The following is a 14828-nucleotide window of genomic DNA, read 5'->3' as shown; positions in this document are numbered from 1 at the left end:
ACCCGTTCCCATCCCGAACACGGAAGTTAAGCTTCTCAGCGCCGATGGTAGTTGGGGCGAAAGCCCCTGTGAGAGTAGGACGCTGCCGGGCTAGTATTTTTCAATACTAATTATTCCGCAGTAGCTCAGTGGTAGAGCTATCGGCTGTTAACCGATCGGTCGTAGGTTCGAATCCTACCTGCGGAGCCAATTTGTTTTTACCAAAAAGCTAGTATGCTTCCATAGCTCAGTAGGTAGAGCACTTCCATGGTAAGGAAGAGGTCAGCGGTTCGAGCCCGCTTGGAAGCTTATTTAATTCAAAAGGCCCCTTGGTCAAGCGGTTAAGACACCGCCCTTTCACGGCGGTAACACGGGTTCGAATCCCGTAGGGGTCACCATTAACGGAGGATTAGCTCAGCTGGGAGAGCATCTGCCTTACAAGCAGAGGGTCGGCGGTTCGATCCCGTCATCCTCCACCATATATTTTATCATGCCGGCTTAGCTCAATTGGTAGAGCAACTGACTTGTAATCAGTAGGTTGAGGGTTCAAGTCCTTTAGCCGGCACCACTATTTCTGGTGGGGTAGCGAAGTGGCTAAACGCGGCGGACTGTAAATCCGCTCCCTCAGGGTTCGGCGGTTCGAATCCGTCCCCCACCACCACTTATACTTTTTCAAAAATTGGACATGCTAACTAGTATCCCATTATTGGGCTATAGCCAAGCGGTAAGGCAACGGACTTTGACTCCGTCATTCGTTGGTTCGAATCCAGCTAGCCCAGCCATTTAGTGAGCCATTAGCTCAGTCGGTAGAGCATCTGACTTTTAATCAGAGGGTCGAAGGTTCGAGTCCTTCATGGCTCATAAATATTGAAAACCCCGGGGTACTGCATCCTGGGTTTTTTTTATGAATTTGCGGAAGTAGTTCAGTGGTAGAACACCACCTTGCCAAGGTGGGGGTCGCGGGTTCGAATCCCGTCTTCCGCTCCATAACGGGGCCTTAGCTTAGCTGGGAGAGCTTCTCTCATGCACGCTTATCGGAAGCCAGCGGTTCGATCCCGCTAGGCTCCACCATCTATTACATATTAAAAGTTCACCCTAAATCTTTGGAGATTTGGGGTTTTTTATTTTACTTGAGGTATATTGGCGGTAGCTTTGGTAGTTTTTTGTTAAAACTGTCGTCAATAGGGCCTCTTGGCGACACTTTTAAAGGATATTTAGTTAAAACTGCCGTCAACAGAGCGTCTTGGCAACACTTTTATAAGATTTTTAATTAAAGCTGTCGTCAATAGGGCTCCTTGGCGACACTTTCAAATGACTTTTAGGTATTATTGTCGTCAATGCCACTTCTAAAAGACACTTTTACCCTTGATTAGGTTAATTCTGTCTAATAGCCGGCCTCTCAAAGACACTTTGAAGCTTACTAAGCTAATTTTGTCTAATAGCCGGCCTCTCAAAGACACTTTGAAGCTTACTAAGCTAATTTTGTCTAATAGCCGGCCTCTCAAAGACACTTTAAAGCTCACTAAACTAATTTTGTCTAATAGAAGCCTTCTAAAAGACACTTTGCCCCTAATGTTAGATGAAATGTCTAATAGACATAATCTAAAAGACAATTACCTTATTTTTTACCTGATTTTGTCCTTTACCAAAGCTATAAAAGTCATTTCGCCTTTTCTAACCTCGATTTTGTCCAATAAGCTCGGGCGAACCCCATAAACCCAAACCAAGAAGTCTCCTCTCCGACCGCATATATATACAAAATTTTGTCCAGTTGAGTCATTTGTTTGAAAGCGGTTAAAATAATGACATAGTAAATTTTGGGAGGAACCGATAACTATGATGAAAAAGAAGCTTTCTATTATTGGGATGCCGATGGACTTGGGGCAAATGCGCCGCGGTGTGGATATGGGGCCAAGCGCTATGCGGTATGCGGGAATCAATGAACGCCTTAAACCTTTATTTGTGGATATCCATGATATGGGTGACATTCCTATTGGGAGGCCGGAAGTCGTGGTGGATGAGGAATCAAACCTTAGAAATCTAGATTTAGTTGCTGAAAAAAATGCGCGGCTTGCTGAGAAGGTGGATGAGGCCATTCAAACTGGCTCGTTTCCGCTCGTCTTAGGCGGAGACCACAGCATTGCAATTGGAACATTGGCAGGTGTCGCTAAACATTATAAGAACCTAGGTGTCATTTGGTACGATGCCCACGGCGACCTCAACACGGCTGAGACAAGCCCATCCGGCAACATTCATGGGATGCCGCTTGCTGTCAGCATTGGGTTAGGACATGAAAAACTTACAAATATCGGTGGATATTCACCTAAAATTAAACCAGAAAATGTAGTTATCATCGGTGCCCGTTCACTGGATGAAGGTGAAAGAATTTTAATAAAAGAACGAGGAATCAAGGTTTACACGATGCATGAAATTGACCGGATGGGTATGGCGAAGGTCATGGAAGAAACCATTGCCTACTTAAAGGAAAGAACCGATGGCGTACATTTATCTCTAGATTTGGATGGCCTTGATCCAAGCGAGTGCCCGGGAGTCGGTACACCGGTCATGGGCGGTATCAGCTACCGCGAAAGCCACCTGGCCATGGAAATGCTAGAAGAAGCAAAACTGATTACCTCCGCTGAATTTGTCGAGGTCAATCCAATTCTTGATGAAAAAAATAAAACCGCATCCATTGCCGTTGGACTCATGGGCTCACTGTTTGGAGAAAAGCTTCTATAAAAGATAAACACGCGTCCGCCCGGACCGCCGAATGAAGGGCAGCTGCAATTGCTTGCGGCTGCCCTTCATTTAGTTGAATGCCTCCCGCACTCTTAACGAAATCTTTACCAAATTTTTTAGCAATTATTAGTAAGAATTTGTTAAAATTAAAGGTATTGAACATTTTTTTCGTTGAAAACGAAACTTTTTTCGCTAACGATTCGTATTATCGGGTAGCAGCAATGGAGCTGAGGTTACTGAATGGAAGCTATTGTAAAAAAACGAATAAAACAAGTCATTAAAGGCGATCAGGATGCATTCGGGGAAATCGTCGAAATCTATAAAAACAGCGTTTATCAGCTATGCTACAGAATGCTTGGCAACAGCCATGAAGCGGAGGATATTGCACAAGAGGCCTTCCTTCGCGCATATGTTAATATAAAATCATTTAACCAGGATTTGAAATTTTCGACCTGGCTGTTTCGAATTGCCACCAACCTTTGCATTGACCGCATTCGGAAAAAGAAACCTGATTATTATCTGGACGCGGAAGTAGCCGGAACAGAAGGATTGACGATGTATTCTCAGATCCCTTCGGACACAGAGCTACCGGAGAAGGAACTGGAAAGCCTCGAGCTGCAGGAAACGGTTCAAAAAGAAATTTTGAAACTCCCTGAAAAATACCGATCAGCCATCGTATTAAAATATATTGAGGACTTATCCTTAAATGAAATTAGCGAAATTCTTGACTTGCCGCTCGGAACGGTCAAAACGAGAATTCACCGCGGACGGGAAGCGTTACGACAACAATTAAGGTACGTATGATGAGAGGTGAATAAAGATGTGTCCAGAACAGATCATTGAACTAATGCATGAATACTTGGACGATGAAATTGACCCTGCTAAAGAACGAGTCCTAAGAGAACACCTCCGAGGCTGTAAAGATTGCGAAACCCTTTTTAATGAGCTGAAAAAATCAATTGCCTTCGTAAAAAGCATGTCTCATATGCAGGCACCGGATGATTTTACCGCCAATGTTCTGGCCCGGCTGCCAAAGGAAAAGAAACAGGTCTTGATGGCGCGCTGGCTGAAAAATCATCCAATCATGTCTGCGGCCTCGCTGTTTGTCGTTCTGATGGCGGGAAGCCTGCTATCCACTTGGAACCACGAGCGGGAGTTTTCGGTATCCAAGCAGGAAAATTTGGTGGTCAAGAATAATACGGTCATTGTTCCGGAAGGCGAAGTCGTCAAAGGCGATGTGGTTGTCCGCAACGGGACATTAAGAATTGAGGGCGAAGTTCAGGGGGATGTTACAGTCATTAATGGCGAACGATACCTGGCCTCTGCCGGCCGCGTAACCGGCGATATTGAGGAAGTAAACGAGGTGTTTGATTGGATTTGGTATCATATGAAAAGGACAGCCAAAGAGGTTGTCGGTGTATTTGATACCGAGGCGAAATAAAGTGAAACTTCAATCAGTGGGGGGGTTATTCATCCCCCACTGATTGTTAGTTGAGGCCAGCAGGATGCTGGTCACGCAGACGTTGCCATAGGCGTATTTAGTCTGCGTTCATTATTTCGGACATTTACGGGCAGTTACCCCCCCGCCTATACTTCTTCGATTCGTCTAAGTGTTTAGGTGGGGGTCTTACTGCCTGTTAATGTGGGATAAACGGCAAATCACTCTTAGCCGAGTGGTTTGTTTTTTTTGTACAGCAACATATAATAGGTACAAGGTGTATTTATGGTATAATGTATGGGCTATATTCTACCTGGCTTTTTGAAGTATTAGGGACGGAGGAAAAACCATGCCGTTTGCTGATTGGACATTCTGGAAGTACATATCGAGTGCTGTTGATATTCTTCTTGTTTGGTACGTCATTTACAAATTAATCAATATTATAAGAGGAACAAAGGCGGTTCAGCTCTTAAAAGGTATCCTTGTGATCTTAATGGTCAAGGTGCTCAGTGATTTTTTCAACCTGACCACCTTAAGCTGGATGATGGGTCAGGTCATCACCTACGGTTTTCTTGCCATCATTATCATTTTCCAGCCTGAACTAAGACGGGCGCTTGAGCAATTAGGCCGGGGCAAGTTCTTTTCAAGGAGTACGAGCCCGGATGATGAGGGGCAGGAGAAAACGGTCGAGGCTATCCTGAAGGCAACCGATTATATGGCGAAACGCCGGATTGGCGCTCTGATTTCGATTGAACGGGAAACGGGAATGAGCGATTATATCGAAACGGGCATTCCGCTAAATTCGCAAATTTCATCTGAACTGTTGATCAATATTTTTATTCCGAATACTCCGCTTCATGACGGTGCCGTGATTATTCAAAAAAATAACGTCGCAGCGGCGGCATGCTACTTGCCGTTGTCGGAAAGCCCGTTCATCTCAAAGGAACTGGGAACAAGACACCGGGCCGCCCTTGGAATAAGCGAGGTAACCGACAGTGTCACTGTGATTGTGTCAGAAGAGACAGGAAACATCTCACTAACAAAAAATGGGGAGCTCCACCGCGATTTAAAGGTCGATGGATTGAAAGAGTTACTTGTGAGTGAATTAATCGATACAGACAAAACGAAACAAGCTTCTTCAGCTCGTTGGAACTGGAGGGGGAAAACAAATGGATAAATGGATGGATAACCCCTGGTTTATCAAAATCCTGGCTTTGGTCCTAGCAGTATTGTTATATTCTTCGATCACTCTTCCTGGCAAAAAGGCAACAGATGAATATGTCCCGGGGGGGAGTACGACGGAAACAATCAAGGGTATCCAGGTAAAGGTCTATTATGATACGAAAAACCTCGTTGTTTCAGGTGTGCCGGATACCGTTGACGTTACTTTAAAGGGACCGATCACTCACGTTCAGACAGCTAAAGCCATGAAAAACTTCGAGGTGTATGTGAACTTGGCCGATGCCAAAATTGGCCGGCAAAAAGCAAAAATAGAGATAAGAAATTTATCCGATAAAATAAAGGCGACCATTAAACCTGACAGTGCCACTGTTACGGTTGAAGAGAAAATTACAAAAGAATTTAATGTCGAAGCAGAGTTTAATCAGGACTTAATTGGAGAAGGCTTTTCTGCCGGTAAGCCTGTGGTGGAGCCTAAAAAAGTGAAGGTTACCGGGGCGAAGAGCAAGATCGACCGGATTACGTATGTAAAAGCTGTCGTCGATGAAAGGGATAAACTGAAGGAAACGACGACGAAAGAAGCGACAGTCCAGGTTCTCGATAAAGGATTAAATAAATTAACCGTTGAGGTAGAGCCGGCAACGGTTAAAGTAACGATTCCGATAAAAGAGAACAGTAAAACAGTCCCAATCAACACAGTCAGAAAAGGCACCCCGCCAGAAGGCGTAACAATTGAATCCATTGACTTGGAAACAACAGAAGCCGTCATCACAGGGGATGAGGATGTGTTAAAAAATACGGACAGCGTCAGAGTGGAAGTGGATGTCAGCAAAATAACCGCAAATACAACCCTGGATTTGCCGGTGATCATTTCCAATGGCATCACAAAGGTATCACCGCAGATGGTCAAAGTGAATGTGAAGGTGAATAGTCAGGGGGAGAAAACCGTTTCCGGAATCCCTGTAAAAATAAAAGGATTGGCTGCGGAATACAAGGCGGACATAAACGACCCGGCCAATGACTTAATCAACTTAGTCGTAAATGGCCCAAACACTGCTGTAAATGGCCTGGGGCCGGGTGACTTTAATGTATATGTGGATTTATCCAATCTCGAGGCTGGCAGCCATGAAGTCAATATTCACGTCGAAGGTCCTGCCAATATTAACTGGAAACCTGATAAAGCAACGGCAAAAGTAACAATAACAAACAATGCCTAAAATTGAAGCAAAACATGTTGAAGGAGCGATATTATAATGGGAAAATATTTCGGTACGGATGGTGTGCGCGGAGTTGCAAATACAGAATTGACACCGGAGTTAGCCTTTAAAGTTGGCCGTTTTGGCGGCTATGTTCTAACAAAGGATACAGCACGTCCAAAAGTGTTGATTGGCCGCGATACCCGGGTATCCGGACATATGCTCGAAGGGGCCCTGGTAGCGGGTTTGTTATCCATTGGCGCCGAAGTTATGCGCCTAGGAGTGATATCCACTCCAGGTGTTGCTTACCTGACCAAGGCATTGGGGGCACAGGCAGGCGTGATGATTTCTGCTTCTCATAACCCAGTTGCCGATAACGGGATTAAATTTTTCGGACCGGACGGTTTTAAGCTTTCTGATGAACAGGAAGCAGAAATTGAAGAATTGATGGAGCTGCCGGAAGATCAATTGCCACGCCCGACAGGAGCCGAGCTTGGCTATGTGATGGATTATTTTGAAGGCGGCCAAAAATATCTGCAATACTTGAAAAATAGTGTAGAAGAAGATTTCTCCGGCATTCATGTCGCATTGGATTGTGCCCACGGGGCAACCTCTTCATTGGCTTCCCATCTATTTGCCGATTTGGATGCCGATTTATCGACTATGGGAGCTTCGCCAAATGGTATCAATATCAATGATGGCGTCGGTTCGACCCATCCCGAGGCACTTGCTGCTTTTGTACAGGAAAAGGGTGCCGATGTCGGGCTTGCCTTCGATGGTGACGGAGACCGATTGATCGCGATTGATGAAAAGGGCAATATCGTCGATGGCGACCATATTCTTTATATCTGCGGAAAATACATGAAGGAGTTTGGCCGATTAAAGCACAATACCGTCGTTTCCACCGTGATGAGCAATCTTGGTTTTTATAAAGCGATTGAAAGTCAGGGAATTCAAAGTGTGCCAACAGCGGTCGGTGACCGATATGTTGTAGAAGAAATGAAGAAAAACGGCTACAATCTCGGCGGTGAGCAATCCGGCCATATCATTTTCCTGGATTTCAACACAACTGGTGACGGTTTATTAACCGGTATACAATTGGTCAATATCATGAAAGCAACGCAAAAGACTTTATCGGAACTGGCCGAAGAAATGAAGAAATATCCACAAAAGCTTGTCAACATTCGGGTAACTGACAAGTACCATGTGACCGATAATGAAAAGGTAAAGGCAGTTATTGAAGCGGTTGAGGCAGAAATGGCTGGTAACGGCCGAATTCTTGTCCGGCCTTCGGGAACAGAGCCGCTTGTCCGTGTCATGGCGGAAGCCGCATCCCAAGAGCTTTGTGACGCCTACGTCCACCGCATTGCGGCAGTCGTGGAAGAGGAAATGGGCTTAAAAGAAGCGTAAACACCCAAAAATATATGCATAAGGGAACAAAAAGGCTCCCTTATGCATATTTTATTATGTACGACCTTATATTTTTTGAAAAGTATAGTGTTGACGGGTTCTCCAAATTCTTGTAGTATTAATTTGCTTGTCTTTAAAAGCAAATGAGCGAAAGGAGGGCAGCGAAAAGGTAATTTTTTTAATTTAAAGCGCCAGAACTGACCGAAGGAGGGTTCGGTTAGTTGACGAGGTGGAGGTTTATCGAAATGTTCGGCGGATGCCTCCCGGTTGAAACGCACAACCGTCAATTTCTCTTTTAAAACACGAGAGGTAACTCTGTGCACAAAGGGGAGAAAATGCGCATATTAAAACCAATGTTTTAAAGGGTATAGACAGATACCTCAGAGAAAACAGAGATAAGGGGGCAAGTATGCCTCCAAGCCTTCTTGCCCCCTGAATCAGGGAGGAAAAGAATAAATGTGCGGAATTGTTGGATATATCGGAAGTAACGAATCGAAAGAGATTTTATTAAGAGGTTTGGAAAAACTTGAATATAGAGGCTATGACTCAGCAGGAATTGCCGTTAAAAACGAAGACGGCATTCATATTTTTAAGGAGAAAGGCCGCATTGCCGACTTGCGCAGAATCGTAGACGAAAATGTTTTTGCAAAAGTGGGAATCGGACATACTCGCTGGGCGACTCATGGCATTCCAAGCAGGGGTAATTCCCATCCACATCAAAGTGCATCGGGAAGGTTTACGCTTGTTCACAACGGAGTAATCGAAAACTATGACCTGTTAAAGCGCGATTATTTAACAGATGTCGACTTCAAGAGTGAGACCGACACGGAAGTGATCGTGCAACTTGTTGAAAAGTTTGCCGTTGAAGGCCTGGAAGTACTTGAAGCGTTCCGTAAAACTTTAAAACTGCTTCATGGCTCTTATGCGCTTGCATTGTTAGATGCTGAGGATAGCGAAACCATTTATGTCGCGAAAAATAAAAGCCCGCTGCTTGTCGGCCTTGGGGAAGGGTTCAATGTCGTCGCAAGCGACGCAATGGCGATGCTTCAAGTAACGGACCAATATGTTGAATTAATGGATAAAGAAATTGTTGTGGTTACCGAAAATGACGTTACGATTCAAAATCTTGAAGGTGGTGTAATCAACCGCGAACCATATAAAGCGGAGCTTGATGCCAGCGATATTGAAAAAGGCACCTACCCGCATTATATGTTAAAAGAGATTGATGAGCAGCCTTCTGTTATCCGTAAACTCGTGCAGCAATACCAAAATGAACAGGGCGAGCTGGAAATTGACCGTGACATTATCGATGCCATCAATGCGTCTGACCGCATCTATATTATTGCTGCCGGTACGTCTTACCATGCCGGTCTTGTCGGAAAGCAATTTATTGAAAAAATGGCGAAAATTCCGGTGGAGGTTCATATCTCCAGTGAATTTGGCTACAACATGCCGTTGTTATCACAAAATCCATTGTTCGTGTTCATTTCCCAAAGTGGCGAAACTGCGGATAGCCGTGCGGTTTTAGTCCAAGTGAAGGAAATGGGTTACCCGGCCCTGACAATCACCAATGTTCCAGGCTCAACATTATCACGTGAAGCAGACTATACGCTATTGCTCCATGCTGGTCCGGAAATTGCCGTTGCTTCGACCAAGGCATATACCGCTCAATTGGCCGTATTGGCGATTTTGGCTCAGGTAACGGCAAACAGCCGTGGTTTGAATATCGGCTTTGACCTGACGCATGAGCTTGGTCTGGTTGCCAATGCTATGGATGTTTTATGTGACTCCAAAGAGCTGCTTGAAGTGATTGCCAGAGAATTTTTCTCCGTTACACGCAATGCCTTTTTTATTGGCCGCGGCATTGATTTTTATGTCGGCCTCGAAGGTGCATTGAAGTTGAAAGAGATTTCCTATATTCAAGCGGAAGGCTTTGCCGGCGGTGAGTTAAAACACGGTACGATTGCCTTGATTGAAGAAGGCACACCGGTCATCGCGCTTGCCACGCAGGAAAGTGTCAATTTAAGCATTCGCGGCAATGTGAAGGAAGTCGTTGCCCGCGGTGCCAATCCGTGCATCATCTCGATGAACGGTCTCAACATGGACGAAGATAGCTTCGTCATCCCGGAAGTGCACGAATTATTAACACCACTTATCTCTGTTGTACCATTACAAATCCTTGCCTACTACGCTGCTCTGCACCGTGACTGTGACGTCGACAAACCACGTAACCTCGCCAAATCGGTGACTGTGGAGTAATTTGTTAAGGATGAAGGATAGAGAAAAAAGAGCAGGTGAGTACTATGTACTCAATCTTGATTCAACCGTAAAATTAATACAAATGCTGGCTGGACCAAATTGTGGTCCAGTCTTTTTTCTTTGGTTTAATATCCCTTCATCCCTTGTCCAACCAAAGCTCCAATCGTAATTTCTATTCCCAATTGTTTTCCGTAATTTTATATGATATATTATCAACATCACTTATTAAAGGAATTTAATATGTTTTTTATTCGACACTTATTTAATCACTTTAATAAGTCTATTTTAATAGGTGGTGACATTTGTGAATACTACTTCAAAATCATTGAGGAAGGTAATCCTTTCTAGTATTCGTAAATCTCTTTTAGAACTTGGAAGTGCAACAAAAGTTGAGCTAAGCGATAAATTAGAAGTTAGTTTTCCAACAATAAGTAAGTTTCTAGCACAGATGGAGAAGGATGGAGAAATTATTTCAGTTGGTTTAGATGAATCTAGTGGCGGAAGAAGAGCAAAAAGATATGCGTATAACCCTGAGCATATGCTTGGCCTTGCTATTTTTTTAGAAAATTCAGAGACCAATTATACAATTTTTAATTGTGTGGGAGAAGTAAAGGAACAGGGAAAAGCTCCAACTGTATTAATAGATGATGGTATAAATTTATTAACTAAGTTAATCGAGAAAATAATATCTACAAATGATTCAAAGATCAGTTCTATAGCAATCGGGGTTCCAGGTTCAGTTGATAATGGTCGAATTTTTTATATGCCGGGATACGAGCAGTTTCAGAATTTTGATTTAAAAGGATATTATGAGGATTATTTTTCTATACCAGTAGTAGTAGAGAACGATATGAATGCTGCCGTTCTCGGGTTTAACCATAGTAAGGGGACTAAGGATAATCAATCCCTAATATATTTGTATTTCGGTCAAAACGGACCAGGAGCAGGATTTATGATAAATGGAGATGTGGTGCGAGGAAGTACATTTTTTGCGGGAGAGGTTTCATTCGTTCCCCAGTATAATGAACGAAATTTTGGACAGGCGTTAGAAAATGGAAGCAGGCTTAATAAGCAAACTATCTCTAAGGATTATCATATTGATGCAATCAGTAGGTTAGTGGCCACTTTTGTAGCTATCATTAACCCTTATATCATCATTTTTTGTAGTGATGAAATGGATAACGAGATATTAAACAAAATTACTATAGGCAGCTCAAAGTACATCCCCTCAGAACATCTCCCAAAACTTACAGAAAGTGATTGGAAACAAGATTATTTATATGGATTACAAAGGCTTGGGCTTGATCTTATGATCAATGAATAATACATAAAGTTTAGAGTTGGGTAAAATGATGAATCTTGCCGAAACATTGTTTTTTGGTTACTTATTAAATGAATTTAATAAGTTTTCTTTCCAAGGTAGCCCCCAAGGAAGGGAACAATTAAGAATATGTTTTTTTTATTGATTTAGATTTTTTGGAGATGAGACAAGAATGAAAACTGAAAAAGAAAAGATGTTAAATGGCGAGCTTTATAATGCTGCCGATTTGGAATTACGTAATGAAAGAACGTACGCTAGGAGAATCTCCCAATATTTTAATGAATCACAAGCGGCTGATGACAAGATAAGAACAGTATTATTAAAAGATCTATTTGGTTCCACTGGAGAGAATTTACACATCGAGCCAACGTTTCGTTGCGACTATGGCTACAACATACATGTTGGCGAAAATTTCTTTGCTAATTATGACTGCGTGTTCTTAGATGTTTGTGAGATTCGAATAGGAGATAACTGCTTTATTGCACCAGGGGTCCACATTTATACGGCAACTCATCCATTAAATGCAAAAGAGAGAATAACTGGTGCTGAGTACGGAATACCAGTAACTATCGGCGACAATGTCTGGATTGGTGGGAGAGCTATTATAAATCCCGGTGTCAAAATAGGTAATAATGTTGTAGTTGCATCGGGTTCCGTCGTGACAAAAGATGTACCAGATAATGTTGTGGTGGGTGGTAATCCAGCGAGGGTTATTAAAAGGATTGAAGAGTAGGTTATTGCTAAATAAACTCTGGCTGGATCCAATCCTGATCCAGTTTTTCTTTTTTAAAACACCCCTAATTCCTTGTCATGGTTGTTGAATTTAACTTGACACTACTTAATTATAAAAATATACTTACTTACATAAAGTAACTAAATTGAGTAGAATACAAATGAATAGAAACGAAATTGGGAAAGTTATATTAAGAGTTCTTACATTCTTTATAGCAGTAATAGAATTAATAGGTGGGTTTGCAATAATTTTGGGACTTGGAACACGAATTGTTACTACTGTTTTTGCATTAATTATGATAGGTGCTATTTTTACTGTAAAACTTTCACTTGGTTTTCTAGGCAATGGACAAATGGCAGGATCTGAACATGAACTTGTATTATTAGCAGTATCCATTTATTTTGTATTTGCTGAGAAATCAAGGATGTCATTAGACCATAAGTTTTTTCAATCATAAAAAAGTAATCTTGGAGGGTTACCTATGGAATTTCATAAGAAACCAATAACTTTTGTTGGGCATGTAAAAGTAAAAGTGGTAAATTTACAACGTTCGATTGAATTTTATAAAAATGTCCTAGGATTCGATATTTTAGAACAAACAAGCTCAACGGTAAAACTGACAGCTGATGGGAAAACAAGTTTTTTATCACTGGAACAACCTGAAGATGTTATACCAAAACAAGGAAGAACTACTGGTTTATATCATTTTGCGATTCTTTTGCCAGACCAATCGGCTTTAGCCAATATCGTCGTCCATTTGGTGGAAAAGGGAATTCGTTTTGGGTCTTCTGATCACCTTGTCAGTGAAGCCTTGTACCTGCACGATCCAGATGGGAATGAGATTGAAATATATCGTGATCGGGTACCTTCTGAATGGAAATGGCATGGCGATGAAGTGGATATGGCAGTTGATCCATTAGATTTTGAAACTTTGCTTAAGTTTGCTACACCGGATAAGCCTTGGCGAAGGATGCCTGCTGAAACGGTAATGGGCCACATTCATTTACACGTGTCAGAACTAAAGAAAACAGAAGAATTTTATGTAAAAGGACTGGGAATGGACGTAGTCAATCGATTCGGGGAGCAGGCCTTATTCCTCTCCTACGGAAAATATCACCATCATGTAGGGGTCAACACATGGAATGGAGTAGGGGCTCCACCTCCTGCCAAAAATAGTGTAGGTCTTGAATCGTTTACACTCATTTTTGACAACGAAGACGTTCGTAACCAAACAGTAACCAATTTGAAGCAGATAGGTGCAAAGGTATTGGAAGAAAATAACCGTTTCATCACCTTTGATCCTTCTGGAAACGCAATAGTGTTAGCTGTATAGGATAGGAGGTATCCGAAATGGCTTCTAAAGAACGTGCCGGTATGGAAATAGGGATTTACACACTTGCCGATATTGGTCCGGACCCCCTTACCGGAAGGACGTTAACGGCTAAGGAAAGAGTAAAAGAAATCATTCAAGCCGCAAAACTTGCTGATGAGGCTGGATTAGATGTATTTGGTCTAGGAGAACACCATCGTTTGGATTACGCTTCTTCTTCTCCAGCAGTCATATTGGCTGCGATTGCACAAGTGACAAAACGAATTCGATTAACAAGTACAACAAGTGTTTTAAGCACGCTTGATCCGGTTCGTCTATTTGAGGATTTTGCAACATTGGATTTGCTTTCCGATGGCCGCGCCGAAATACTGGCCGGCAGGGGCGCATTTATCGAATCCTTTCCCCTTTTCGGTTATAGTACAAATGATTATGATGAATTGTTTGAAGAACATATGGACCTTCTATTACAGCTGACCCAAAATGAGACTGTCACGTGGTCGGGGAAGTTCCGTCCTTCTTTAAGGGATGCTGAAATTGCTCCGAGACCGGTACAAGAAAAATTGCCAGTTTGGATTGGAGTGGGAGGTACGCCCGAGAGTGCCGTTCGTGCCGGCAGATTTGGGGTGGGAATGGCTTTGGCTATTTTGGGTGGAAATCCAAGTCGTTTTAAGCTGCTGGTCGATTTTTATCGTCAAACTGGAATAAACGCGGGCCATGCGCCTCAAAACTTAAAGGTCGGAGTAACAGGCCATGCTTATTTAGCTAAAACAACTCAGCAGGCAAAAGACGAGTTTTATCCTTATTACTCCAATTACTGGGGATATGTGAACCGTCAACGTGGAATGGCCACAAGGATCTCAAGGGAAGACTTTGAACATATGGCTAGTCCGGATACGGCATTATTTGTGGGGAGTCCACAGCAGGTGATCGAAAAAATTCTCAAACAATACGAACTCTTTGGGCACCAACGTTTCCTTGCACAGTTGGATATAGGCGGTCAACCATTTAAAAATGTAGCAAAAGGGATCGAATTGCTAGCAACGGAAATTGCTCCAGTTGTTCGAAGGGAAACAAGTAAATAAGCTTTTTAATGAAAGCAATATAAATTAGGGGCAGATCCAGTAGGAATGCCCTGTTTTCATATTTCGCAAATTTTACAAACAATTGTCACTAATCTATCAAATGAGGGTGGTAAAATTCCTCACAACTTCCTTTAAAATTAATATGGTATATAATTTTTGTGG

The 14828-nt window shown here is 42.7% G+C and carries 12 protein-coding genes, 10 tRNA genes and 1 rRNA gene; all 23 read left to right on the top strand.

Going from position 1 to position 14828, the window contains the following annotated elements; genetic code table 11:
- A 5S ribosomal RNA gene (gene rrf, locus AR334_RS27335) occupies positions 1 to 91 on the top strand; the annotation flags it as partial.
- Between the two features lie 23 nt (positions 92 to 114).
- Positions 115 to 189: transfer RNA gene (locus AR334_RS27330), tRNA-Asn, on the top strand.
- Positions 190 to 215: 26 nt separating this feature from the next.
- A tRNA-Thr gene (locus tag AR334_RS27325) sits at positions 216 to 288 on the top strand.
- A gap of 14 nt (positions 289 to 302) precedes the next feature.
- Positions 303 to 377: transfer RNA gene (locus AR334_RS27320), tRNA-Glu, on the top strand.
- Between the two features lie 5 nt (positions 378 to 382).
- Positions 383 to 458: transfer RNA gene (locus AR334_RS27315), tRNA-Val, on the top strand.
- Positions 459 to 471: 13 nt separating this feature from the next.
- Positions 472 to 547, top strand: a tRNA-Thr gene (locus AR334_RS27310).
- An 8-nt stretch (positions 548 to 555) separates the two neighbouring features.
- Positions 556 to 640 (top strand) — tRNA-Tyr (locus AR334_RS27305).
- A gap of 46 nt (positions 641 to 686) precedes the next feature.
- Positions 687 to 761: transfer RNA gene (locus AR334_RS27300), tRNA-Gln, on the top strand.
- A 6-nt stretch (positions 762 to 767) separates the two neighbouring features.
- Positions 768 to 840 (top strand) — tRNA-Lys (locus AR334_RS27295).
- A gap of 51 nt (positions 841 to 891) precedes the next feature.
- Positions 892 to 966, top strand: a tRNA-Gly gene (locus AR334_RS27290).
- Positions 967 to 970: 4 nt separating this feature from the next.
- A tRNA-OTHER gene (locus AR334_RS29770) sits at positions 971 to 1050 on the top strand.
- Between the two features lie 768 nt (positions 1051 to 1818).
- Positions 1819 to 2718: an arginase gene (rocF, locus tag AR334_RS27285; protein ID WP_172799314.1), complete on the top strand. Its 900-nt coding sequence runs from the start codon at positions 1819 to 1821 to the stop codon at positions 2716 to 2718.
- Positions 2719 to 2958: 240 nt separating this feature from the next.
- Positions 2959 to 3522: an RNA polymerase sigma factor SigW gene (sigW, locus tag AR334_RS27280; RefSeq protein ID WP_066321584.1), complete on the top strand. Its 564-nt coding sequence runs from the start codon at positions 2959 to 2961 to the stop codon at positions 3520 to 3522.
- A gap of 16 nt (positions 3523 to 3538) precedes the next feature.
- Positions 3539 to 4159, top strand: coding sequence for an anti-sigma factor (locus AR334_RS27275; RefSeq protein WP_066321579.1), 621 nt, complete (start codon positions 3539 to 3541; stop codon positions 4157 to 4159).
- Between the two features lie 346 nt (positions 4160 to 4505).
- Positions 4506 to 5333 carry a diadenylate cyclase CdaA gene (gene cdaA / locus AR334_RS27270; RefSeq protein ID WP_066321577.1) on the top strand — a complete coding sequence of 276 codons (828 nt, stop codon included), beginning with the start codon at positions 4506 to 4508 and terminating at the stop codon, positions 5331 to 5333.
- Positions 5326 to 6552 carry a YbbR-like domain-containing protein gene (locus AR334_RS27265; protein WP_066321574.1) on the top strand — a complete coding sequence of 409 codons (1227 nt, stop codon included), beginning with the start codon at positions 5326 to 5328 and terminating at the stop codon, positions 6550 to 6552. Before cdaA ends, AR334_RS27265 begins: the two co-directional genes overlap by 8 nt.
- Before the next feature lie 36 nt (positions 6553 to 6588).
- Positions 6589 to 7941 carry a phosphoglucosamine mutase gene (gene glmM / locus AR334_RS27260; protein ID WP_066321569.1) on the top strand — a complete coding sequence of 451 codons (1353 nt, stop codon included), beginning with the start codon at positions 6589 to 6591 and terminating at the stop codon, positions 7939 to 7941.
- Positions 7942 to 8397: 456 nt separating this feature from the next.
- Complete coding sequence (gene glmS, locus AR334_RS27255) at positions 8398 to 10200, top strand: glutamine--fructose-6-phosphate transaminase (isomerizing) (RefSeq protein ID WP_066321566.1); 1803 nt, start codon at positions 8398 to 8400, stop codon at positions 10198 to 10200.
- Between the two features lie 292 nt (positions 10201 to 10492).
- On the top strand, positions 10493 to 11524 hold the full coding sequence (locus AR334_RS27250) for an ROK family protein (protein WP_156431415.1): 1032 nt from the start codon (positions 10493 to 10495) through the stop codon (positions 11522 to 11524).
- A 169-nt stretch (positions 11525 to 11693) separates the two neighbouring features.
- Positions 11694 to 12254, top strand: coding sequence for a sugar O-acetyltransferase (locus AR334_RS27245; protein WP_066321560.1), 561 nt, complete (start codon positions 11694 to 11696; stop codon positions 12252 to 12254).
- Between the two features lie 145 nt (positions 12255 to 12399).
- Positions 12400 to 12711, top strand: coding sequence for a DoxX family protein (locus tag AR334_RS27240; RefSeq protein ID WP_301337183.1), 312 nt, complete (start codon positions 12400 to 12402; stop codon positions 12709 to 12711).
- A gap of 24 nt (positions 12712 to 12735) precedes the next feature.
- Positions 12736 to 13587 carry a VOC family protein gene (locus AR334_RS27235; RefSeq protein ID WP_066321553.1) on the top strand — a complete coding sequence of 284 codons (852 nt, stop codon included), beginning with the start codon at positions 12736 to 12738 and terminating at the stop codon, positions 13585 to 13587.
- A 17-nt stretch (positions 13588 to 13604) separates the two neighbouring features.
- Positions 13605 to 14666, top strand: coding sequence for an LLM class flavin-dependent oxidoreductase (locus AR334_RS27230; protein ID WP_066321547.1), 1062 nt, complete (start codon positions 13605 to 13607; stop codon positions 14664 to 14666).
- Positions 14667 to 14828 lie beyond the last annotated feature (162 nt).

It is taken from the genome of Bacillus sp. FJAT-29814, assembly GCF_001510715.1.
Lineage (GTDB): Bacteria > Bacillota > Bacilli > Bacillales > Cytobacillaceae > Neobacillus.
The sequence above is the reverse complement of the archived record's forward strand: the minus strand, read 5'-3'. Positions and strand labels throughout refer to the sequence as shown.